Below are 21,931 nucleotides of genomic sequence, written 5' to 3' on the forward strand. Positions count from 1 at the left end.
TGACGGCGGTGGTGGCGGCCGGGCCGGCACCAGTCGCGGTCACCTCATCACCCCACTGCTCGCTCCCGGGCTGTTGGATCCAGGACCGGCCTTCGGAGCTGGGCCGTGGTCTCGGACATAGACGGTGACTCGCGCCCCGTTGACACGGGTTGTTCCGTACTCGCGGAAGTAGCGCCGCAGGGTGCTTGTTTTCGCTTCCTCCTGCGGGTTGGTCGGCGAGTGCGCACCCGCCGCGCGGACCGCGACGATCCGGTCGAATTCCAGCATGCGTGCCGCTATTTCCTGGGCGGGAAGCTCGACACCTGCAAGTGTGTTCGACGAAACGGCGTCCTGTGCCAGGGCGAGATCTGTCAGAAAACGGGTGTCCTCGGGGGTGGCCGCGGTCAAGATCCGGTGCCGGCCGGAGAGATAGAGCAGCCCGTCGCCGGGACGGCCTTCCTTGCGTACGGCGGCGCCGATGGCGGTGACGTCATTGCTCCGGCTCTGGGGCGTCCTCAGCGTAAGGCTCGGCGGGACGAGCGCGGCCAGTACGGCAACCGCCGCGATCCACGCGTTGCGGGAAGACCGCTGCCGCCGGTGGAAGTAATCCATCCAGGCGCCCAGCAGCAACGCGATTCCGATATTGCCGTAGAGCACATACCGGTCGACGAAAAGGGGCTTGACCAGTGAGACGATCAGCAGCAGAAGGCCCGGAAGCACAAGAATCGGCACAGCCAGCGCGGGGAGCCGCACGGGCCCCCTCACCCCCAGGGGCGCTCGGGCACACGCCACGCCCACGACCACCACAACCAGGAAATAAGGAAGCCGCACCGGTCCGCCGATCCAGGACACCTGCCCCGACTGCCCCGCACTGCAGATCGCCAGCGGCAACAGCCCGGCCACAACGCCCGCGGCCGTCACACTCCACGCCCTCAGCGCCGGTCGTGGAACACGGGAGACGACCAGTGTGACGCCGTGTGCGACCAGGGCGAGGACCGCGAACTCATGGAGCAGACAGGCCAGCAGCATGGTGGAGCCATAGACCGCCCACCGCCACCGGGCGCGATGCGGGACGCTGACCACGAGCGCATAGGAGGCCCAGGTGACCAGGGCACAGACCATGGCATACGAGCGGCCTTCCTGCGCGTACTTCTGTACCTGCGGAAGGAGCGGAAACACCAGCCCGGCCAGCAGCCCGGCACGGGGTCCCGCCAGGCGTAGCCCCAGAAGCCCGACTCCGCTGGCCGCCACGGACATTGCCAGCACAGACGGCAGCCGCAACGTCAGCAGCCCTCCGCCGAAGAGACCGAAGATCTCATGCATCACGGCGTAGTAGAGGGCATGGACCAGATCAATCTGCTGGGCGGTGAGCCATATCTGTGAAAGATCGCGGTGCGCGAGCTGATAGGTGACGGACTCGTCCCCCCACATGGTGTTCTTCCTGCGGATACCCCAGAGCCCCAGAGCGATGGCCAGCGACAAGGGCGCGATGACGACAACGGCTTTGGCCGGGCCCGGTGATCGTCGACGGACGGGTACGGGAGGGGAAACCGTCCTGGCCACGGCGGGGCCACGTTCAGCAACGGACATCAGCAGCAGGGCCTTTCAGCAGCGGCGAAGAAACTCCGCCAGCGTGCCCGGACCTCGTTGACCGGATGCTGATCCAACCTGACCGGCCGATCAGGAAGGCGGGCCGGCGCTGTGCAAGGCTGCACCGCATGCGCATCCTGGTGGTCGAAGACGAGGTGGACCTTGCCCACACCCTGCACACCGGTCTCACCGCCGAGGGCTACAGCGTCGACCTCGCCCATGACGGCCGACACGGACTGTGGATGGCCCGGACCGGCGAATACGCCCTGGTCGTCCTGGACTTGATGCTGCCCGGACTCAACGGCTACAAGGTCTGCGCCCAGCTGCGCCGGGAGGGCAACGCGACCCCCATCCTGGTACTCACCGCCAAGGACGGGGACTGGGATCAGGCAGAGGCCCTGGACACGGGGGCCGATGACTACCTGGCCAAACCCTTCTCCTACGTGGTGCTCGTCGCACGGCTGCGGGCCCTGGTCAGACGAGCCGCCACGGTCGCCCCGCCCGTCCTTGCCGTGGGCGACCTCTCGTTGGATGTCGCCGGCCGGGTCTGCCGCCGGGCCGGGGCCCGGGTGGAACTCACACCCCGGGAGTTCGCCGTGCTGGAGCTGCTGGCCCGCCGGGCGGGCCAGGCGGTCTCCAAAACGGATCTGCTCTATCACGCGTGGCCCGACGAAGCCCAGGATCCCAACCTGGTGGAGGCGCGCGTCAGCGCCCTCCGCAAGAAGGTGGACACCGCGTTCCACCGGCAGTCCCTGCAGACCGTACGGGGTACCGGCTACCGACTGGTGGACGACCGTGAACGCGACTGAGCCGCGACGCCGCTGGTGGCCGCGTTCGGTACGAGCCCGCGCGGCCCTGGCCGCCGCCTCGACCGCCGCCGTCATCCTGGTCGGCATCGGCTGGTGGGTACACCGCGACGTCTACCGCGAGAGCACGCAGGTCGCCGAAAAACAAGCCGAGACACAGCTCCGGGCTCTCGCTGATCAGCTGAACGAGGGTGTGGTTCCCGTTCGCAGAAGCGCCATGCCGTACGAGGTCGTCGCGACCGGCCGACGCACCGCCGTCGCCTACGGCGGAGGCATGGACGCCTTCGATCCCGGCACCCGCCATGTGCTGCCCGCCCCATCGGAGGCCAGGGAGCCCGGGGGCTGGACGATCCGTCCCATCCGCATGCCGGTGCGCCGCGACGACAACCCCAGGGACAGACTCAATATGGCCGGCGAGACCTACATGGTCATGTCCGCCGATATCAGCGCCGATGAACTCAGCGGCGACAAAGTCGCCGCTCTGGGCGTCGCCGCCGACGCCAAGCTGCGGGTCTATGTGGTGGTGCTCCCGCACACAGCCGAGGCAATCACCAAGACCACCGACCGCCTGCTGCTGCGGGCCGGGCTCGTCAGCCTCGTACTGATCGCCGCCGTCGCCTACTTCGCCGTCCGAATCGCGCTGCGGCCGGTCGAAGCCATCCGCGTCCTCACCGCCTCGGTCACCGCGAGCGACCCCCGCGAACGCGTCACCGTCCCCGCCACGGGACACGAGATCACCGCCCTGGCCACCACCATCAACACCACCCTCCAACGCCTCGACAACGCCGCCGCCCAGCAACGCCGCTTCGTCGCGGACGCCGCCCACGAACTACGCAGCCCCCTCACCACACTGCTGGCCAGCCTGGAAGTCGCGCTCGCCTACCCGGAACGCACCGACTGGCCCGCCGCGGCCACCACCGCCGCACGACAGACCCGCCGCCTCCACGCCCTCGCCGAAGACCTGCTGCTCCTCGCCCGCCTCGACACCCGCACCCCCACAGCCGGCCCCGAAACCGTCGACCTGACAGCCCTCGCCTCCCGGCTGACCGAGCAATACCCCCTCACCGAACGGCCGTTGACCCTCACCTGCGACAGCACCGCCCCCGCACACGCACACGGAAACCTCGACGAATACGAACGGCTGCTGCGCAACCTCATCGACAACGCCGCCCGCCACGCCGCGCACCGCATCCAGATCACCATCCGAAACCAGGACGCCTGGGTCGTCCTCACGGTGCACGACGACGGACCGGGCGTGCCCACCGACGACGCCGAGCGCATCTTCGAACGCTTCGTCCGGCTCGACGACGCCCGCTCCCGCGACCACGGCGGCACCGGCCTGGGCCTCGCCATCGCCCGCGATCTGGCCCACCGCCACCGAGGCACCCTCACCCTCACCCCCCGGACCCTCGGAGCATGCTTCCAGCTACGCCTTCCCCGAGCCCCCACCCCGGGCCGAGAAATGACGCGCTTCACCGCGGCAGCCCTTCGGAACCGGAAGACCACCAGATGACCACGCCCACCGCCACTGCCGCAGAAACGATCATCCACCCGCCACCATGGGTTCAGATGCGGCGCCGACCGATCTTCACCTATCTACCGCACCGAGCCTGCCAGGCGACCATCTGCCGGTGCGGACCGTCCTGGAGCTGTGACGCGCGGCGGCCGCGCCGGATGCCGTGATGCCGCCGATCCGCTCCTCCGGGGGCGGATCGAATGGTTCGCCGAACCGTGGGAGAAGCGCCGTGTCGCCGCGCCACCGCGCGGACGTCCCGTTACCGTGATGCGGCGCGGGCCAGGCCATGACATCACGGAAGGCGGGACGGGTGAGCCAGCCAACTCACGACGCCGGGGGTGAGCCGCCACCGCAGGTGACGGTGGGCCTCGTCGCCGATCCGGACGCCCCCGCGGAGCTGGCGGAGGAGCTGGCCGAGGACTTGCCCGACCTGCTCTCCGAGCAGATCGACCCGAACGTCATGTGGTCCGTGCAGGTCGTCCGCGACCCCACGACCGCCGCCCTGCTCGACAGCGCGAGCATCCTCGATGTGACGCGGGAGCGGAAGATCCGCGCTTCCTGGGACATCGCCATCTGCCTCACCGATCTTCCCCTGTACGGCAACGGCAGGCCACTGGCGGTCGACGCGGACACAGCGGACCGGGTGGCCCTGGTGTCCATGCCCGCGCTCGGCGGGATCTTCCTGCGACGGCGGCTGCGCCGCTCGATCGTCCGGCTGGTGAGGGATCTGATGCGGGTGGATACGGGCCCTGTGGTCCCGCAGCGGACCGCCCCGCTGAAGCGCGCGGTGGCGGACGAGGACCTCATCGATCTACGGATCGTGGGATCCGCCGCGCGGGGGCGGCTGCGCCTGCTGCTGGGCATGGTGCGGGCCAACACCCCCTGGCGGCTGATCCCCGCCCTGGCGAAGGCGCTCGCCGCCGCGCTGGCCACCAGCGCCGTCGTCCTCGTCAACGGAACGCTCTGGAACGTGTCCACCGCGATCGCGGTGGAGCGGCTCGCGGTGTTGTCGGTCTTTTCCACGGCGACCATGGTGGCCTGGCTCATCGTCCACCGGCATCTGTGGGAGCGCCCCGACTCCCCATCCCGCCAGGACCGGGAGAAGGCCGCGCTGTACAACGCCTCCACGGTGGTGACCCTGTCCCTGGGCGTCCTGGGGGGTCTCCTCGGGCTCTTCGTCGTGGACTTCGCGGTGGCGTCGTTCCTCATCGAGAGCGGAGTGCTGGCGAATCAGGTGAAGCGCCCGGTGGGATCCGGCGACTACGCGCGTCTGGCGTGGCTGGCGTGTTCGGCGGCCATCATCGGCGGAGCGCTCGGCTCGGAGTTCGAAAGCGATGAAGCGGTCCGCCGCGCCGCCTATGGCAAACGGGAGAGGATGCGCCGCGAGCAGGCGGAGCGCAGACGTAAAGAGGCCGAGTCCGGCACCGCGCCCCCCTCTTAGGCCAAGACGCGCCGGGCCGGGGCGAGCGACATGATGGAGGCGAACCGGAGCACGGAGGTGAGGAGCAACCGCATGACGATCACCAAGCACCTCGCCACGCTGCAGTTCGGCGGGGGCGGCCCAGCATCGAGGCCGAATGGACCGCCGTCGGCACTGCTCAGCGCCGGTACGCGGAGTGGGTCGGGCGCTACGGAACCGACCCGGCCGTCGTGATCAAGCTCCTTGAGGAGACCGACGGCCGCCGCCGCGTTCGCGAGACCTGGACGGCCCAGGGCGAGACTGAGGAAGCGGCCACCTGAGCGTTGGCCGCAGCGTGACGCCGCTCCGGGCTTCACATCGCCAGGATCCGTATGCCACGGCGCGGCCGGCCGCCAACGCCACCGAGCTGGAGTCTGACGGGGCCCGGCTGTCAGCTTCCGGGGTGAGCGGCGGTCTTCAGCTTCCAGCCCCTACCGGTGCAGCCGGCTGGTAGAGGAGGGAACCGGTGACCCTTGACGTCCGTGCTGTAGCCGTGCGACTGGCCGCAGTCGCACTCGTAGATCCCGGACTCCGCCACGATCTCTCCCGGGTGGTGGACGTCGCCGCTTTCCTCGCTCATGCGTCTTGTGTACGGCAGGACCGGGCTGCCCGCGAGCCAGACGTGCCGTACGAGGTCGTCCGGGATACAACAGCCTGAGCCGCACTCACAGTCCGCTCCGGCCGCCGCGGGTTCATCGTCCCCCTGCCCGCCGCAGCGGCTGCCGGGGCCGGTCCCGGGGGTGGCGCTCTTGCCCATCTGATCGGCGTCGGCGGGCGAGCCGTGGCCTGGGTACGACCCGGATCGCGCCACGCTGACCGAGCGCCGTCGGTGGAGGTGGCGATGCTGCTGCGGGACGTGCTGCTGCCGCTGCCCATGCGGCCGGGCTGGAGTCTGGAGATGGAGTGGCTGTATCCAGGGGTGCCCGCTGCTCTGGTCGCTGAGTTCGCCGGTTACCCGGTGGCGGGGCGGCCGTTCTTCGCGCCGGAGACGGTGACCAGCGACCACGGCAGCGGCCGGGGCGTGGTGATGTGCTGGGTAGGACTCCCGGCGAGGAGCCTCGCCGCCGCCGGTGCACGAGGCTCTGCCAGAAGACGTCAGCCTGCCTGCCGGGTGCCCGGCTCCCGTTCCTCCTCCGCCGGGGCGACGGCCCGGCGCTCCTGCACGTGGGCGTAGGCCATCAGACCGAACAGGACGGCCAGCAGCACGCCCGACGAGCCGGCCGTGCCCAGGTCCAGGCCGCCCTTGGCGACCGGCTTGGTCAGGAAGTCGCCCGCGGTGGCACCGAGCGGACGGGTGAGGACGAAGGCGATCCAGAACAGCAGCACATTGGGGACCGCGGGCACCTTCATCAGCGCCACGAGCACGGCGAGCACCCCGGTCACGAGCAGGGCGCCGCCGGCGTACCCGAGGCCGGAGCTGTCGGACAGGAAGTCGCCCATCGAGGTGCCGAGCGTGTTGGAGACCAGGATCGCCGACCAGAACAGGGCCTCGCCCCGGAAGGTGACGATCTCGGTGATCTGGAAGGTCATCCCGCTCAGCTTCCAGCCGAGGAAGATCAGCAGCAGGATCGAGATCAGGATCGCTGCGCCCTCCGGGTAGCCCAGGCCCAAGCCCTGCGGGCCCCAGCCCAGCTTCGTCGCGCCGCCCGAGAGGTACTTGGCGCTGGCGTCCCGGTTCATGAAGTCGGACATGGTCGTGCCGGCCATGGAGGTCGACAGGATCACCGTCCAGTAAAAGAACGGGTTGTAGCGGCTCGATCGCAGCTGCACCACCAACGTCACCACGAAGGCCAGGAACAGCGCGATCGTGGTGAGGAAGTAGCCGAGCTTCAGTGTCTGCGCGAAGAGGTCGCCCGCCGTCTCGCCCAGGGTCGTCGCCGCGATCTTCATGATCCAGAACGCGAGCGTCACCTCGGGCAGCTTCTTCATCACCGACTTGGTCTTCGTCGACGTGCTCGCCACGCCGAGGTCGGTGTGGACCTCAGGTTCCTTCAAAACGACTACTCCTGTCCGGTCGAACGACAGGGCGCTCGCCTCCGGAACCGGGACGAGCGCCCTGTGAGATGAGCCGACTGCCGACGGCGGCCGAGATCTTCGACCGTGACAGAGGAAACCTGAACGCATCCTGAATGAGGCCGAGCGGCAGGTCAGACAGCGTGTCGGGCGACCGGCTCCGGCTCGGAGACGTCCTCGCGTGTCACGCCGAGGTACCCGACCAGGCCCAGCATGACCGCCAGGAACAGCGCACCGGTCAGGCCCCTGCCCAGCCCCAGACCGCCACCACCGGTCGGCCGGGACAGGCAGTCGCCGATCGACGCGCCCAGCTGGCGGGTGAGGATGTAGGCGATCCAGAAGCTCCACACCAGACCTTCACGCACCTCGCGCTTCAAGTCCCAGATCTGGACGCGGCGTTCGCGCGCCTGACCGCTGAGTGCGGTGCCGGGGCGGTGTCGCCGCCCGCGCCCGGCGCGACCGAGGGTATGCGGTACGCGTACGTCGCCGACCCGGAAGGCAACCTCCTCGAGCTGATCGAAACGGCACCGGGCTGATCAGCATCAAGAGGCATCGGGCGTGCCGGAGCTGAGGGCCGCCGCGCGCAGGGCCGCCGCCACGCGAGTCACCGGCTCGGTCGGCGTCTGGGGAGGGTGGGCGAGAAGCAGGCGTCGCTGTTCCTGGGGGCCGCCGCGGACGGGCAGGATGCGGACGCCGTGTGGTGCGGCTGGAGCGAGCGACGCGGGAACCGTGGTCAATCCGCAACCCGCGGCGACGAGTTGGAGTTTGGCGAGCCAGTCGCGGGCGGTGTGGGCGATCTCTGGCCGTTCGTCCAGTCCGGGCCACACGCCCATCAGCCGGTCCTCGCCCGAGGCCGAGCTCGCGATCCAGTGCTGCCCGCGCAGATCGGCCACGTCGATGAAGTCGCCGCGGGCCAGCGGATGCGCCGCGGGCACGGCCAGGCACAGGGCGCGTTCGGTGAGGGTCTGCAGGGCGAGCGGGGGCGACTCGGCGTCTGGCGGCCGGAACGGCGGAGCCGAGGCGAGCAGGGCCAGGTCGAGGCTGCCGGCCCGCAGGGCGCGCACCAGCGCCGGGGTGCCGCCCTCCCGGCCGACGACCCGAATGCCGGGGTCCGTATGGCGCAGGGCGGCCAGAGCGCGGGGCACGAGAGCGGCGCCGGCGCTGGGCAGCCAGCCGAGGCGTACCGTTCCTGCCTGCTCGGGCAGGCCGGACAGCTCGCGCGCGGTGGCGTCGATCTCGTCGAGCACGACCGTCGCGCGGCGCATGACGAGGTGCCCGGCCGTGGTGAGCCGTACGCCCTCGCGGCGCCGCTCGAGCAGCTCCGCGCCCGCGGCCCGCTCGATCGCGGCGATCTGCCGGGACACCGCCGACTGCGTGTAGCCCAGCGACGCGGCGGCCGCGGTGAAGGTTCCCTGCTCGGCGACGGCGCGGAAGACGCGCAGCGCGGTGAGTGACACATCCGTGAAGTCCATGACGTTTACGCATACTAGCCGTGCTGAACTTTCGTTGGACTCATGGACGTGGCGTTCTTAGCGTGGCGTGCATGAACAGCTCACGCATCGCCCTTGTCACGGGCGCCAACCAAGGACTCGGCCGCGCTCTCGTCGAAGGGCTTGCGGCCCGTATGCAACCGGACGACCTGGTCCTGCTCACCGGACGCAATGACCAGCGGGTGACGGACGCCGCCCGCGAGGTCAGCCGGCTGCCCGGCACGAGGGCCCGCGTCGAGGGCCGGGTACTGGACGTCACCGACTCCGAGGCCGTCGCCCGTCTCGCCGATGACCTGCGCGCCCGGTACGGAGGGGTCGACATCGTCCTCTCCAACGCGGTTGCCCGGCTGCTGCCCGAGGAGTCGCAGGTCGAGCGGGCCGACGAGTTCATCGACGTATCGAACACCGCCACGCACTCGATCCTGCGCGCCTTCGGCCCCGTCCTGCGCCCGGGCGGCCGGCTGCTCGTCGTGGCCAGCAGCCTGGGCACCCTCGGCCACCTCGATGCGCGCCTGCACCATCTCTTCGACGGCGCGACCCTGGACCAGGTCGAGTACGCCGTGGAGTCGTGGCGCAGCGCCATCCATCACCGGACCGCGCGGGAGGCGGGCTGGCCGGTTTGGCTGAACGTGCCCTCGAAGGTGGCCCAGGTCGCCGCCGTCCGCGCGCTCGCCGCCGAACGCCGCGAACATGACGTCGCCACCGACACGCTGATCGCGGCCGTGTGCCCCGGCATGGTCGACACCGCCACCTCGCGCCCCTGGTTCAGCGACTACAGCCAGGCACAGTCGCCGGCCCAGGCCGCCGAAGCCGTACTCGACCTGGTCTTCTCCGACCACGTCGATCCCGCCCTCTACGGCGAACTCGTCCGGTCCGGCAAAGCCCTGGACTGGCACGACGGCACGCCTCCGGTGGAGCAGGACCGCCTGGTCACGCCCTGAACACGCGGCGCCGACGCACTCATCCCCGTACCCGGCAAGGAGTTCACGCATGAGCAACACCACCACGATCACCACCCCCTTCGGTTTCTCCAGCACGGCCGCCGAGGTGGCGGAAGGGATCGATCTCACCGGCCGCCAGGCGGTGGTCACCGGCGCCTCGTCCGGTCTCGGGGCCGAGACGGCCCGCGCCCTGGCCGGGACCGGCGCGAGTATCACCCTCGCCGTCCGTGACATGGCGGCGGGCGAGCACATCGCCAAGGACATCACCGCATCGACCGGCAACCAGGAGGTGCGGGTCGCACAGCTCGACCTCGCCGATCCGGGGTCCGTCGCCGCCTTCGCCGCCGCCTGGCAGGGCCCGCTGCACGTACTGGTGAACAACGCCGGCGTGATGGCCTGCCCCGAGCAGTACACCGATCAGGGCTGGGAGTGGCAGTTCGCCACCAACCACCTGGGCCACTTCGCCCTTGCCACCGGCCTGCACGACGCGCTGGCCGCCGACGGCAACGCCCGTGTCATCGTGGTGAGTTCCACCGGCCACCAGCAATCCCCCGTCGTGTGGGACGACGTCAATTTCGCCTTCCGTCCCTACGACCCGTGGCTGGCCTACGGCCAGTCCAAGACCGCGAACGTCCTCTTCGCGGTCGAGGCGACCCGCCGCTGGGCCGACGACAACATCACCGCCAACGCCCTGATGCCCGGCGCCATTTACACCAATCTGCAGCGCCACACCGGGGGCCGGGGCAGTGGCAGGGTGCCCGCCGAGCTGATCAAGAGCGTCGAGCAGGGCGCCGCGACCTCGGTCCTCCTCGCGACCTCGCCGCTCCTCGAAGGCGTCGGCGGCCGGTATTTCGTCGACTGCAACGAGACCGAGGTCGTCGACCGGCGCTCCGGCACGCTGCACGGAGTCGCCCGGTACGCCGTCGACCCGGACAACGCCCGGCGTCTGTGGGACCTGTCGCAGGGCCTGCTCGCCCGGACAGGGTCCCTCTGGACGAGTTGCACCTGCCGCTCCAGTACGGCCGAGTGAATGCCGAGTACGCCTCCCTGATCGAGGCCGTCGAAGCGGCGCTGGACGCCGCGGTGGAAGGCACTGACCGGCTGGTGGTCGCCGGCGACGCGTACATCGCCTGGGCGCTGGAGCACCCCGGCGCCTACCAACTCCTCTTCGAGAGCGGCGACGAACTCCCGGCCACCAGAGCCGAGCACGGCCCGCGCCTGCAGCGGCGGATCGTGGACCTGGCCCGCCGGGTCGATCCGGACGCCCCGTTCGCCGCCGCCCTCCTGCTCCGGTCGGCCTGGCACGGCGTGGTCTCCCTGCGCCTGCACAAGGACGAGTGGGACTGGGGCATGACGGCGCAGGAGGCCACCTCCGACTGGTGGGCACTCACCGCCCGCCCCGCTGGACCGGCATCCACGTCCGATTCCAGGAACAGAAGTCAGTGACATGGAACATCTGGAGACCTCTGCCGGGACGTCAGGCCCGGACTGCCACATCAGCCGGGTCGAGCATGCCCTCGGCGTCATCCGGGGACGGTGGAAACTGCTGATCATCCACCACATCGGGGGTCGCTACCCGCTCAAGGACGCCGCCCAGGCCCACCGCGACATCGAGTCCCGGACGACCAGCGGCAAGCTCCTGGTGTACCCGTAACACATACTGTCCGATCCCCGTGTGAGGCCGGACATCAATACGTCGCCCCTGTCGATGACTTCGGTCCGGCTCAGTGCCCTGAGGTGGAGCATCAGCCGCGACGGGGCCGGGCCGGTCTGCCCAGGGGCGGCAGACGGGTCGCCTAGCATGTGGCCAGGCTCGACACCGCCGGCGTGAGCGCAGCGGGTACGGAACGAAGAGCGCCGTGCCATACACGGGCCATCTTCTCGTGACCCGCCTGGTTGGGGTGAATGCCGTCGGCGAGGTCGGCGGTGGTCAACGCGTCGTACATGTTCACGAGATGCACCCGCTGCCCCTTTGCGGCGACCACCTCGGGAAGGGCCGCGTTGTAGGTCTTGACCCGCCGCTCCCGTGTGGGATCGGACTGCGGCGGAACCGTGGCGACGAACAGCTCACAGGCCGGCCTGGCCTCCTGGATGTGGTCGATCAGCCGGGCCAGGCACGTCGGGGCCTGCACGGCGTCGTGGTTCTGGTTCATGTCGTTCGTGCCGATCAGCAGCAACACGGTGTGGGGGACACTGTGCCGCAGCCATGCCCGTATGTGTGCGTCCAAATGGTCGATGCGCCAGCCGGAGTGTCCTTCGTGGTGGCGGGTGCCCAGTTCAACCGGGCCGTTGGCGAGGGAGCCGACGAAGTCGACGGCATGGCCGTCCGCGGCCAGCCGCTGCCATAGTGCGACGCGGTAGCCACCAGGGTAGGCGTTGTGCCCATCGGTGATGGAATCACCCAGGGGCATGATGCGCACGCTTCCTGCGGACGTGCTGGAGTGGCCATGAGGGTTGAGTGGCGCTGCCACGAAGGGCTCCTTGGGGACGCGGGCGGTTGAAGGCCGTAGGGGGAGGGCGTCAGGTCTCCTCCGCCTACGGCAGCTCGGTCAGACCTTTGGCGGGATCGGCACGGTGGGGCTGATGCCGGTCGACCCGTTGATCATCTTGGTGACGGCGCCCGCCAGGCGCAGATAGAAGTCGGAGGAGACGCTCGTCCCGTCGGCGTCCAGGGTGAGGAAGTACTGGTTGGCGGGGATCATCGACTTGTCCGCCGCGGCCGGTGCGATGGCAGTGGCCTCGTCGTACTCGTCGAACATCGCGATGAAGGCGGACTTGGTGCCGCACCGGGCGGCGGCCACGGCCTGCTGCCACATGAAGTCACCGGCCCTGCGCGGGATCTCGTTGCGCGGCGCTCCTTCCTTCCAGTTGGACCAGGCGAATCCGGGATAGATCACGGGCTGGTAGTCCTGCCCGTTCGCCCTCAGCTTGGCCATGTCATCGTCGAACAGCTTCTGGTCCACGGTGGCGTTGCCGACGTTCCAGGGAGAGACCATGTTCAGGGCGGCATAGACGGGACCGAAGCCGGGCTTGGCATTGGCATCGGTGCGCCAGCCTCTGGGGACGCCCCCGATGACGTAGGCGCCCTTGCTTTTGAACCAATTGACCAGTTCAAGGGAGCTGGCGACGTTGCCGGGCCGGTTGGTGAAGCCGAGGCCCCACAGGTGGACGACGGGCTTTCCGCCCTCGCGCGTGTAGGCCGGGGAATCGGGCAGGTGCAGCGTGCCGTTGATGGTGTTGGTCCAGTCGCTCTGGATCGTGGCCACCAGATTGGTGTCGTTCAGGCCGCTGATGTCGTACTCGATATAGAAGCCGCGCCCGTACTTCTGGGCCGCGTCACGTGCCTTGCTCTGGATGTCATTGCGTTGTCTGAGGCGCGGCTGGCCGACCGCGGCGATGTCACTGCCGAAACGCTGGAGGGCCGCGCCGTCTATCCCGTACTGCTGCATCCAGTGGAAGTGCTGGTCGATGACCGCGGTGGAGTAGGAGCTGAACAATGTGGCGGGCTTGCCGTTGCCCAACCGCGCGTACCCCGTCTGGAAGAGGGACCCAACGGGATAGGCCGATATATCCGGGTAGAGCTCGAACGTCTGGTTGCCGGGGGACGGTGTGGTGCCCTTGGACCAGTGCGTCCAGGTGTTGATCGGAGAGCCGTCGCCAGCGGCGGCGAACCACCCCTGGTATCCCACGTACACCTTCCCCTTGACCGCATCGGCCGCATATGTCCGCACGTGCTTGGGTGCGGGACGCGCGCCCGAGGAACTTCCGGTCTGCGCATCGGCGGGCGTGAGGCTGCCGATTCCGGTCCAGGCTGCTGCCCCTGCCGCGCCGAGAGCGCCGGTACCGCGCAGGAAACTCCGCCGGTTGTGGGAGTGTTCAGCCATTTCAGCTCCTTGCTTGGCGCTGTGTGTGAGACGAATCGATAGGGCCGGGCGGCCGCTCCCGCACCCGGCCGCAGCGCGGCACCGTTGACTCAGGCCGCACGGGATCGCAGGCGCCGGTGGTCATCGCGAGCGCTGGAGCTCTGGAGAAGCGGCACGAGCGAGCCGGGAACCGCGCGCAGCGCCTCGTACCAGACGGCGGCCATCTTCCCGTAGCCGGCCCGGGTCGGGTGAATGCCGTCGGCGAGATCCGCGGTGGTCATCGCGTCGTAGATCTTCACCAGATGCGAGTGCGGCCCTTTCGAGGCCACGATCTGGGGAATCGCCGCGTTGTATGCCCTGACCCTGCTCTCGAGGGTGGCGTTGGACTGGGGCGGAATGGTCGCGACGAACAGCTCGCACCTCGGCTTGGCAGCCCGGATGTGGTCGATCAGCCGCGACAGGCGTGCGGGCGCTTTGGCGATGTCATAGTTCTGGTTGAGGTCGTTGGTGCCGATGAGCAACAGGACCGTGCGGGGGTCGCTCTGCTGGAGCCAGGTGTTGATGTTGGCGTCCAGTTGGTCGATGCGCCAGCCGGAGTGGCCCTCATGGTCGTGATCGCCGAGCTCGGTGGGGCCGTTGGACTTGGAGCCGACGAAGTCCACGGTGTGGGCGCCGGCTGCCAGACGCTGCCAGAGACCGACGCGGTACCCGCCGGGGTAGGGGGTGAATCCGTCGGTGATGGAATCGCCGAGCGGCATGATGCGCACACCGCCGTTGGACTCTCCTGGGGTGTCCGCCGACGCTGGGGTCGATCGCAGTACGAGATCGGCGGCCACAAAGGCGCCGCAGAGAAGGGCTGCGCGTCTGGACATGGTGGCATTCATGGGACTCCCGCGAAGACGGCTGCGAAGGGGCGTGCGGATGCGCACACTCTCAGGCGCGAAATGGCACCTCGGTCACCGAGCGCCGGGAGTAAGAAAATGCATTGGATTGCGTCACGTCAATACGGAAGGCGTGCTCTGCCTTGAAGAAGTCACGGCCGGAAAACTTATTTCCTTCCGCGGTGACGTGGGCATCTCGCGCGTGAACTGGTCACGGGCGCCGATCGGCGCCCGTGACGGCCGTCCTGCGGCACGCGCCCCCTCATGCGCGCGTGGGCAGTAAATACTTTTGCAGTCGTGTCCGGGTGAGTCACCTCGCGGACCTCATCTACGAGGCCGCGCGCGGTGCCTTGCCCGCCAGGAAGGAGAGGGCCTCCAGCCACTCGAAGTGGCTCGCACCGGTGCGCCACCAGGAGTGCGGGCGCGGTACGGGTGGCGCGCGCTGCGACGCCGGCAACCTTCCCGCCGGAGCTGCGTCGAGCACGCCCACGCCGAGCATCGGCAGTGGCGGCCCCTCCAGCGGTACACCGGACGACGCGAGGAGTACGGCGAGATCGATCGTGGAGCAGCCCGTTGGAGGATGCTGCACACCGGCCGCACGCTGCTAGTCGTCCTGTTCGGTGGGCGCGGTCGCCAGCAGCGGCCCGGAGTGGATCAATGGATTCGAGTTGTTGGGCTTGGCTGTCGAGCGGGCAGGTTCACCTCGCTGTGCCGCTGTGCGTGCGCAGGCGGGGAGCGAAAGCCATGTGGAACACGCCGGCCGCGGCGCCGACGGCCGCGGCGTTGGCGCTGAGTGTGGAGTAGGTGACCCGCACCGGGCGGACCCGTCGGGCGATCGGAAAGCGGTTGACCGCGGTGGAGATCTCCGCGAGATACAACTCCGCGACCTCGGGCGGGACCGCGGGCCCGCCGACGATCATCAGGTCCGTGTCGTACAGCTCGGTCATCGCAACGGCACCGCGCGCGACGACCCGGGCGACGCCGCGGATCGCGTCGATCGCCCGTGCGTCGCCGTCGGCCGCCGCCGCGCACACCGCGCCGTAGGCGTGCCGGCCCGGCGCCGCACTCAGACCCGCCTGGGCCGCGCGCGCGACCACCGCGGACATCGGCGCGCACTCGGGAACCATCAACGGGCCACCCTCGGGAGTCACGTGACCGAGCGCGTAGGCGGCGAGCTCGCCGAACTCGCCGACGTTGCCCGAAGCGCCCCGGAACACATCGCCGTTGAGGAACGCGCCGCTGCCCGCCCCCGCGCCGAGATACAGGTACACGAAGTCGGTGCTGCTCTCGCCCGCGCCGAGCCACTGCTCGCCGATCGCCGCGGCCGTCGCGTCCTTCTCCAGGAGCACCGGCCGACCCAGCATTTTGCCCAGCTCGGCGCGGAGCGGCACCTCGCCCCACGCTGCCCACAACGGCGGATTGAGCAGCACGCCCTCCCGCGCGTCCAGCGGGCCGGGCGCCGCGACACCGACCCCGAGCAGATTCTGCCCGAGCTGCCCCGCGGCAGCGAGTGTGTGCTGGGTCGTGCGCTCCATCCACTCCATGCAGGACTGAGGGTCGCTGCTCTGTGTCACCGCGAGTGTGTGACGCGACCGTACGGTGCCGCACAGATCGACCAGTACATGGGTAATCAACTCGGGATCCACGTGGATGCCGATCGCACAGCCCGCCTCCGGACGCAGCCGCAGCGGCACCCGTGGCTTGCCGGTGCCGGTCGAGCGCCGCTCGTCGGCCACGAGGATCCCGGAGGTGAGCAGGTTGCGGGTGATCCGGGAGACCGCTTGCGGAGTCAGACCCGTGCGCTCGGCGATCTCGATCCGGCTGAGCGAACCCGCCACCCTGACCGACTCGATGACCAGCTTCTCGTTGAACGACCCCAACGCAGGCTGATCGAAGGCGCGGTGCACCGCGCGCCGCTGCCCGGTCGCCGCCGCAAGGTCCGGGCGCAGCCACCAAACCGGAGCGCCGCCGGGTGTCCGGGACAGCTCACGCGCCGTGTCCGACAGTGCGTCGAGGGCCACCCGCGCGGCCTGCGGCTGATGCTCCAGCTCGAGCTGGGCGATCAGGGAGACAGTGGCGGCCCAACCCATCGACGCGGGCGCCACGTGCGTGCGGGTGTTAGCCGGCAGCCCGGCAGGTCCCGCCGCTCCACCCCAGGTGACGAGGTGGAGACGGTGCCCGGCCCAGCGGGCAAGCCGCCCCGCGGGCAGCGCCGGTGCCGGGCGGACGGCCGCGCCGGGCGGCGCCGCGCCCTGCTCCATGTCGCCGGGGTGCACGCCCCGCAGCGCGGCGCCCAACGCCGCGTAGCGCATGCGCCGTTCGTCCGCGGTCGCTGCTCTGGTGCGCGGCTGGCCGCCAGGGACGGCGTCGGCGACGACGAGGAACGCCGCGCCGTCCGCACGAGCCCACGTGGCCAGTAGCTCGGGCCGCGCGCAGGCCAGTGGTGGCTCAAGAGGCAGGCACGCAGGGGCCGTCGGGCCGTCGGGCCGGATCCGCCAGCGCTGCCACACCCGGCCGACCGTAGTGTGCGAGATCCCGAGATGGTCGGCGAGCGCCCTCGCCGACCACGTGCGCTGCGGCGAGGGTGGGCCCGCAAGCGTCGCCGCGACGACGTCCGCCTCGTCGATGCGCACCGGGCGTCCGCTGCGCGGCCGGTGCTCGAGGCCGGCCAGGCCGTCAGCCGCATACCGCTGCCGCCAGGCGCTCACCGTCGGCCGCGAGATACCCAGCCGGTGTGCGCTCTGCGACACGGACAGCCCCGCAGCCGCATCCTGCACGATCGCTGCCCGCACCGCCCGCTCCGGTCTGTTCCCGGACCACGCATCGAGCTCCGCCAGCTCCCGCTGGGTCAACGAAACCTCACCCGACGTAGACACGGCCGCCCCTCACGCCCCCACTCGCACAGCATTTAATGGCCACTACTGAGTCCCGTCACGCTGCGGAACTGCGGGCCCTCCGCGCCATGACCAGCCGCTCTCCGGTGGCGGCGGGGGAAGACGTGGACGCGCCCGGCGGTTCGCCCCGAGGTGGGGGCCGCCAGGCGCGCGCACGTCATTCCGTGATCTTGAACGTGTCCTTCGAGTCGTTCTGGAGCTCGACCTGCCCCGGCAGCAGGTTCTGCACCTTGTTGCCGGAGAACGCCCCGGTCCCGGTGACCCCCGAGGTGACCCAGATGCCCTGGTTCGCCGGGCCGTCGACCGTGTTGTTCCGCAGCGTCACCTTTACGTTCTTCTTGGTGATGAACAGGCCCGCGCGCAGCGCGCCCCGCATGACGTTGTCCGTCATGGTGACGTTCGTGAACGCGTCGGGGAAGTTCGACGTCGGGGACGGCGAGCCGATCTGCACCCCGTGCCGGATGCCGTTCCAGCCGCCGCCACCGAGCAGGACGTTTCCGCTGACTGTGGCGGATTCCAGCGGGTGGCCCGAGTCGCCGAACACGCCGACTTCCAGCGTGCTGTTCGAGGACACGCTCTTCACCAGGTTGTTCTTGAACTGGATGTCCTTGCCGCCGGCGATCCGGAGGCCATTGGCCCACCAGGGTGCGATCGCGGTGTTGTTCAGCACCCGGGCGCCGCTCAGCCGGCCGTTGTCGCCGTTGGTGCCGGAGTCGGAGTAGACGGCGAAGGAGTCGTCGCCGGTGTTGCGGGCGAAGTTGTTCTGGACCGTGATGTTGTCGCCACGTCTGTCCGGGCTGGGTGTATTGCTGTTGTTGATGTTGAAGCCATCGCCGTAGGAGTCCGCGGTCCGGCTGTCGCGGATGGTGCCGCCTGTGCCGGACAGCCAGTTGGCATCCGTGTGCCGGGTCCAGATCCGCTCGACCAGCCAGCCCTTGGCGCCGCTGGCGTTGATGCCGTAGTCGGAGCCGCCGGGGCCGCGGACGTCCCGGTAGATGGCGTTGGCGTCGATCTGGATGTCGCTCAGCCGGGTGCCGGAGCCGACCAGGATCTGGGAGCGCTGCCTGGCCGGCAGCGGCGGCTTGCGGTAGATCGTGGTGTACCACATGCCGGCGCCACGCACGGTCACGCCGGTGAAGTCCAACGGCGCGGCCCCGTCGAAGCTGTTGGTGAGGTACTTGCCCTTCGGGATCCAGACCGATTTGCCCTGTTCGCGGGCGGTGTCGACGGTCTTCTGGATGGCGACCGTCGAGTCCTTCCCGAACGTCGGGTCGGCGCCGTAGTCGACCACGGAGAGCGAGTTCTCAGGGCGGGTGCGCGCGTCCCCGACGTTCTCCAGATCGACGGAGTCCACGTCGTAGTAGGCGGCCGTGTTGGCGGCATCCTTCTTGAGCGTGATGGTGCTGCCGTCGAGGATCGGGGCGCCCTCGATGCGGACGGGGAATTCGTTGTAGAAGCGGTAGGCCGCCCCGCCGGCGTTCGGGTCGTCCGCGTTGGTGCCGGCGTGACGGTAGTTCCATGCCTGCTTGGAGCTGATCGTGATCGCCTGGCGGTACGTGCCGTCGACGTAGAGGTTCAGCGAGGCGTCGATGCCGCCGCCTTGCGGCGCGTCGGGGATGGAGGCGCGCACGACGAGCGTGTTGGCCTGCTTGCCAGTCTTGTTCACCACCGCCACCGACTGGCCGGTCCGGTCCAGCTTGGCATAGGCGTAGCCGGATGCCTCGGTCTCCGGAGTGGCCTTGGTGGGCGCGGGATCGCCCGGCTTGATGGCGTGGACCTTGGCGCCACCGCCGAGTGTCCCGGACTCCGCCTCGACGGTCGCAAAGGGGGTACGGGCCCCGGCTTCGGCGGCGGCCTTGGCTTCGGAGCCGGCTCCGGCCGCGGCCTCCGCGCGCCCTTCGGTGCCGGGGAGGTCGATGAGGACGCCGAGCAGTGCGGCACCGGCGACCCAGATGGAGAGTCGCCGGACTCTGCGGTGATGCATGTATGGCCTCTCGTTCGCGTGAGCGGCGGTGGGGATGGGTGAGCCCTCAGGGCGTCACTGGGCGGACATGAAAGTCCATCCGATTGACTTACGTCAATGCGGTCGACAGGCCCTATTCATCGGACGCTCGGGAGAGTTGACCCGACGGCATGAGCCCGCACGTCCTGCCGGGATGCCGACGGAGCGGGTGGTACGGCACGCGATGCGGCAGGGGGCCGGGCAGTCGGCCGCCCTTCCGCAGCGCTCCTGCGATGTGGCTCTGACCAGCAGGGTCGCTACCGCATCCGTGGCGCAGGACCCCGGTCGGCAGGGCCTGATGGCATACGAGAAATCCTCCAAGCAGGGGTGAGGGCCGCCGACCGCGTCCGCATGACAACGACTTGCCGACGGCTTCGCCGAGTTCGTGTCACCGCCCGAGCGCACCACCCGGCACCCACCACCGGGGCAGCGAGTTAGTACAACGTATTGACAAAGAGCCGAGTCGGTTCATACGTTCGCAACCTCGCGACCGGCACCGTCGATCGGTGGCACGTCTCCTCTCCCGCCAGACCTGCCGGGCGCAGCCCAGACCACCCCGAAAGCCGCGTCCTGCCACGCGGTGACGAATGGGAGCGTGTATCCACCTTGACCACCGACACCCGGCGGGCGCTGGTCGTCCGCGGCGGCTGGGACGGGCATCACCCCGTGACGATCAGCGACGGCTTCGTTCCGTACCTCAAGGATCACGGCTTCACCGTCGAGACCTCCGAGGACCTCGCGGTGTACGACGACGCGGAGCGCCTCGCCACCACCGACCTGATCGTCCAGTGCTGGACCATGGGCAGCGTCACCCGTGAGCAGAGCGCCAATCTCGCCGCCGCGGTCCGCGCCGGCACCGGCCTGGCCGGCTGGCACGGCGGCATCGTCGACTGCTTTCATGACCACGGCTACCACCTGCTCACCGGCGGCAAGTTCGTGATGCACCCGCCCGGCTACCTCGACCACGGCTACGAGATCGTGCCCGAGCGCGCCGACCACCCCATCGTCGCCGGGCTCGGCGACTTCACCCTCCACTCCGAGCAGTACTGGGTGCTCACCGACCCGCATATCGACGTGCTGGCCACCACCGTCTTCCCGCCGGACGAGTTCCACGACCGGCCCGCGGTGATGCCCGCGGTGTGGACCAGGACCTGGGGTCGGGGCCGGGTCTTCGTATCGACCATCGGGCACAAGCCCGACGACTTCGACGTGCCGGAGGTCCGGACGCTGACCGAGAGGGGACTGCTGTGGGCGAGCCGCTGAAGCCACTGCGCGTAGGCATCGTGGGCGCGGGAAAGATCAGCGGCGCCTACCTCGCCACCCTGACCAAGCTGATATCGGTGGAGCTCACCGCCGTCACCGACCTCGACCGTGGCCGCGCCGAGGCCGTCGCCGCGCAGTACGAGGGCCAGGTCGCCGTGGCGGACTCCGTGACCGACCTGGTGGCGCGTGAGGACGTGGACGCCGTCCTCAACCTCACCATCCCGGCCGCCCACGCCGACGTCGCGCTTCAGGCACTACGCGCGGGCAAGCACGTCTACGGCGAGAAGCCCCTGGCTGCGAACCGCGAGGAAGCCGACGCCGTGCTCGCCGCAGCCCGCGAGACAGGTCTGCGGGTCGGTTGCGCGCCCGACACCGTCCTCGGCACCGGCACCCAGACCGCGCGCAAGGCAATCGACGACGGCCTGCTCGGCCGACCGGTCGCCGCTACGGCCTTCATGACCGGCGCCGGCCACGAGAAGTGGCACCCGGACCCGGAGTTCTACTACCGGCCCGGCGGCGGCCCGCTGCTCGACATGGGCCCGTACTACCTCTCCGCCCTGGCGCACCTGCTGGGTCCGGTGGTCAAGGTGACCGGCGCGTCCTCCCGCTCGCGCACGGAGCGCACCATCGGCAGCGGCCCGCGCGCAGGGCACAGCTTCCCGGTGGAGGTGGACACGCACATCACCGGCACGCTGGAGCACGCCGGAGGCGCCTTGTCCACGCTCATCATGAGCTTCGACGTACGCGCCGCGCGCCTGCCGCGCATCGAGGTACACGGCACCGAGGCCTCGCTGTCCGTACCCGACCCGAACAACTTCGACGGCGCCGTCGAGCTGAACCGCGGCGACGGCTGGGAGACGCTGCCGGCCTCGGCCGGCTACCCGGACGCGGGGCGCGGCGCGGCCCTCGCCGACCTGTCCGAGGCCCTGTCGGCCGGTCGCCCGCACCGCGCGTCCGCCGAACTCGCCGCCCACGTCCTGGACGTCATGCTGACGCTCATGGACGCGGCGGAGCAGGGCCGGGCCCTGCCGGTCAGCAGCACCTGCGAGCGCCCCGCCCCGGTCGCCCTCTGACCCGCCCCACCAGGAGATCCCAGGGCCTGTCTCTTCCGGATCTCGCCGGGTCCCGCACCGCCCGGAACGCACGCTCCGAACCACGGTCCCCTGCCACACCCCATCCGCGTCATCGCCCCGCTCGTCACCACCCCGTACTCGCCGACAAGACCCGAAAGACA

Annotated in this window: 20 protein-coding genes and 2 pseudogenes; 11 read left to right on the forward strand and 11 right to left on the reverse strand. The window is 69.9% G+C overall.

Translation table 11 applies throughout. The features are described 5' to 3' along the window. Positions 1-39 precede the first annotated feature (39 nt). Complete coding sequence (locus STRVI_RS15320) at positions 40-1,569, reverse strand: glycosyltransferase family 39 protein (protein ID WP_043235950.1); 1,530 nt, start codon at positions 1,567-1,569, stop codon at positions 40-42. 128 nt (positions 1,570-1,697) lie between these two features. Here STRVI_RS15320 and STRVI_RS15325 point away from each other — a divergent pair, with 128 nt between their 5' ends. The 3 genes from STRVI_RS15325 to STRVI_RS15335 all read left to right on the forward strand — a co-directional run bounded on the left by STRVI_RS15325 (position 1,698) and on the right by STRVI_RS15335 (position 5,332). Then, positions 1,698-2,378, forward strand: a complete 681-nt coding sequence (locus tag STRVI_RS15325) for a response regulator transcription factor (protein WP_014056565.1) — start codon at positions 1,698-1,700, stop codon at positions 2,376-2,378. Further along, positions 2,365-3,888, forward strand: a complete 1,524-nt coding sequence (locus STRVI_RS15330; protein WP_014056566.1) for a sensor histidine kinase — start codon at positions 2,365-2,367, stop codon at positions 3,886-3,888. The genes STRVI_RS15325 and STRVI_RS15330 overlap by 14 nt, the downstream gene beginning before the upstream one ends. A 313-nt stretch (positions 3,889-4,201) precedes the next feature. Then, positions 4,202-5,332, forward strand: coding sequence for a hypothetical protein (locus tag STRVI_RS15335; protein WP_014056567.1), 1,131 nt, complete (start codon positions 4,202-4,204; stop codon positions 5,330-5,332). Positions 5,333-5,741: 409 nt separating this feature from the next. Here STRVI_RS15335 and STRVI_RS47875 read toward each other — a convergent pair whose 3' ends face one another. After that, positions 5,742-5,930: a hypothetical protein gene (locus STRVI_RS47875; protein ID WP_078505731.1), complete on the reverse strand. Its 189-nt coding sequence runs from the start codon at positions 5,928-5,930 to the stop codon at positions 5,742-5,744. A 246-nt stretch (positions 5,931-6,176) separates the two neighbouring features. Here STRVI_RS47875 and STRVI_RS54275 point away from each other — a divergent pair. Further along, positions 6,177-6,362, forward strand: a pseudogene (locus STRVI_RS54275) (hypothetical protein); the annotation flags it as partial. A gap of 83 nt (positions 6,363-6,445) precedes the next feature. Here STRVI_RS54275 and STRVI_RS15340 read toward each other — a convergent pair. Then, positions 6,446-7,345, reverse strand: a complete 900-nt coding sequence (locus STRVI_RS15340) for a COG4705 family protein (protein WP_014056569.1) — start codon at positions 7,343-7,345, stop codon at positions 6,446-6,448. A 152-nt stretch (positions 7,346-7,497) separates the two neighbouring features. Then, a pseudogene (locus STRVI_RS50635) lies at positions 7,498-7,713 on the reverse strand (hypothetical protein); the annotation flags it as partial. On the opposite strand from STRVI_RS50635, the gene STRVI_RS15345 reads away from it, so the two are divergent. Continuing rightward, positions 7,675-7,899 (forward strand): VOC family protein, encoded by a 225-nt coding sequence (locus tag STRVI_RS15345; protein WP_078505733.1) that lies wholly within the window; start codon positions 7,675-7,677, stop codon positions 7,897-7,899. The pseudogene STRVI_RS50635 and the gene STRVI_RS15345 overlap by 39 nt on opposite strands. Before the next feature lie 6 nt (positions 7,900-7,905). Here the strand turns inward: STRVI_RS15345 and STRVI_RS15350 are convergent, their stop codons facing one another. Further along, entirely contained in the window at positions 7,906-8,835 is a 930-nt protein-coding gene (locus tag STRVI_RS15350) for a LysR family transcriptional regulator (protein ID WP_014056570.1), read from the reverse strand. 71 nt (positions 8,836-8,906) lie between these two features. Here STRVI_RS15350 and STRVI_RS15355 point away from each other — a divergent pair, with 71 nt between their 5' ends. The 4 genes from STRVI_RS15355 to STRVI_RS56390 are packed head-to-tail and all read left to right on the forward strand — an operon-like array spanning position 8,907 to position 11,448. Next, positions 8,907-9,794 (forward strand): SDR family NAD(P)-dependent oxidoreductase, encoded by an 888-nt coding sequence (locus tag STRVI_RS15355; RefSeq protein WP_043235951.1) that lies wholly within the window; start codon positions 8,907-8,909, stop codon positions 9,792-9,794. Positions 9,795-9,843: 49 nt separating this feature from the next. Beyond that, on the forward strand, positions 9,844-10,824 hold the full coding sequence (locus tag STRVI_RS15360; protein ID WP_014056572.1) for an SDR family NAD(P)-dependent oxidoreductase: 981 nt from the start codon (positions 9,844-9,846) through the stop codon (positions 10,822-10,824). Then, complete coding sequence (locus STRVI_RS15365; RefSeq protein WP_050993672.1) at positions 10,821-11,240, forward strand: TetR-like C-terminal domain-containing protein; 420 nt, start codon at positions 10,821-10,823, stop codon at positions 11,238-11,240. Before STRVI_RS15360 ends, STRVI_RS15365 begins: the two co-directional genes overlap by 4 nt. 1 nt (position 11,241) lies before the next feature. Next, on the forward strand, positions 11,242-11,448 hold the full coding sequence (locus STRVI_RS56390) for a hypothetical protein (protein WP_043235954.1): 207 nt from the start codon (positions 11,242-11,244) through the stop codon (positions 11,446-11,448). Between the two features lie 142 nt (positions 11,449-11,590). Here the strand turns inward: STRVI_RS56390 and STRVI_RS15375 are convergent, their stop codons facing one another. The 6 genes from STRVI_RS15375 to STRVI_RS15395 all read right to left on the reverse strand — a co-directional run bounded on the left by STRVI_RS15375 (position 11,591) and on the right by STRVI_RS15395 (position 19,416). After that, entirely contained in the window at positions 11,591-12,205 is a 615-nt protein-coding gene (locus tag STRVI_RS15375) for an SGNH/GDSL hydrolase family protein (RefSeq protein WP_106685663.1), read from the reverse strand. 138 nt (positions 12,206-12,343) lie between these two features. Continuing rightward, a complete protein-coding gene (locus STRVI_RS15380) occupies positions 12,344-13,678 on the reverse strand; it encodes a glycoside hydrolase family 71/99-like protein (RefSeq protein WP_014056575.1) in 1,335 nt (444 codons plus the stop codon). 89 nt (positions 13,679-13,767) lie between these two features. Then, on the reverse strand, positions 13,768-14,529 hold the full coding sequence (locus tag STRVI_RS15385) for an SGNH/GDSL hydrolase family protein (protein WP_251982625.1): 762 nt from the start codon (positions 14,527-14,529) through the stop codon (positions 13,768-13,770). A 337-nt stretch (positions 14,530-14,866) separates the two neighbouring features. Continuing rightward, positions 14,867-15,127, reverse strand: a complete 261-nt coding sequence (locus STRVI_RS52650) for a hypothetical protein (protein ID WP_167543203.1) — start codon at positions 15,125-15,127, stop codon at positions 14,867-14,869. Between the two features lie 109 nt (positions 15,128-15,236). Next, positions 15,237-17,414: an ROK family protein gene (locus tag STRVI_RS15390; RefSeq protein ID WP_014056577.1), complete on the reverse strand. Its 2,178-nt coding sequence runs from the start codon at positions 17,412-17,414 to the stop codon at positions 15,237-15,239. 175 nt (positions 17,415-17,589) lie between these two features. After that, positions 17,590-19,416, reverse strand: coding sequence for a right-handed parallel beta-helix repeat-containing protein (locus STRVI_RS15395; RefSeq protein WP_014056578.1), 1,827 nt, complete (start codon positions 19,414-19,416; stop codon positions 17,590-17,592). 624 nt (positions 19,417-20,040) lie between these two features. On the opposite strand from STRVI_RS15395, the gene STRVI_RS15400 reads away from it, so the two are divergent. Both STRVI_RS15400 and STRVI_RS15405 read left to right on the forward strand, forming a co-directional pair. Next, the gene (locus tag STRVI_RS15400; RefSeq protein ID WP_014056579.1) at positions 20,041-20,697 is read left to right on the forward strand and encodes a ThuA domain-containing protein; all 657 of its coding nucleotides are present in this window, start codon (positions 20,041-20,043) and stop codon (positions 20,695-20,697) included. Beyond that, on the forward strand, positions 20,682-21,770 hold the full coding sequence (locus tag STRVI_RS15405; protein WP_014056580.1) for a Gfo/Idh/MocA family protein: 1,089 nt from the start codon (positions 20,682-20,684) through the stop codon (positions 21,768-21,770). Before STRVI_RS15400 ends, STRVI_RS15405 begins: the two co-directional genes overlap by 16 nt. Positions 21,771-21,931 lie beyond the last annotated feature (161 nt).

The organism is Streptomyces violaceusniger Tu 4113 (assembly GCF_000147815.2).
Lineage (GTDB): Bacteria > Actinomycetota > Actinomycetes > Streptomycetales > Streptomycetaceae > Streptomyces > Streptomyces violaceusniger_A.

Bases quoted from the DNA above. Each gene is read 5' to 3' on its own strand.
- STRVI_RS56390 (WP_043235954.1), top strand. From the start codon at position 11,242: ATGGAACATCTGGAGACCTCTGCCGGGACGTCAGGCCCGGACTGCCAC.
- STRVI_RS15360 (WP_014056572.1), top strand. From the start codon at position 9,844: ATGAGCAACACCACCACGATCACCACCCCCTTCGGTTTCTCCAGCACG.
- STRVI_RS15350 (WP_014056570.1), bottom strand. From the start codon at position 8,835: ATGGACTTCACGGATGTGTCACTCACCGCGCTGCGCGTCTTCCGCGCC.
- STRVI_RS15320 (WP_043235950.1), bottom strand. From the start codon at position 1,569: ATGTCCGTTGCTGAACGTGGCCCCGCCGTGGCCAGGACGGTTTCCCCT.
- STRVI_RS15325 (WP_014056565.1), top strand. From the start codon at position 1,698: ATGCGCATCCTGGTGGTCGAAGACGAGGTGGACCTTGCCCACACCCTG.
- STRVI_RS15380 (WP_014056575.1), bottom strand. From the start codon at position 13,678: ATGGCTGAACACTCCCACAACCGGCGGAGTTTCCTGCGCGGTACCGGC.
- STRVI_RS15375 (WP_106685663.1), bottom strand. From the start codon at position 12,205: ATGCCCCTGGGTGATTCCATCACCGATGGGCACAACGCCTACCCTGGT.
- STRVI_RS15395 (WP_014056578.1), bottom strand. From the start codon at position 19,416: ATGCATCACCGCAGAGTCCGGCGACTCTCCATCTGGGTCGCCGGTGCC.
- STRVI_RS15385 (WP_251982625.1), bottom strand. From the start codon at position 14,529: ATGTCCAGACGCGCAGCCCTTCTCTGCGGCGCCTTTGTGGCCGCCGAT.
- STRVI_RS47875 (WP_078505731.1), bottom strand. From the start codon at position 5,930: ATGAGCGAGGAAAGCGGCGACGTCCACCACCCGGGAGAGATCGTGGCG.
- STRVI_RS15355 (WP_043235951.1), top strand. From the start codon at position 8,907: ATGAACAGCTCACGCATCGCCCTTGTCACGGGCGCCAACCAAGGACTC.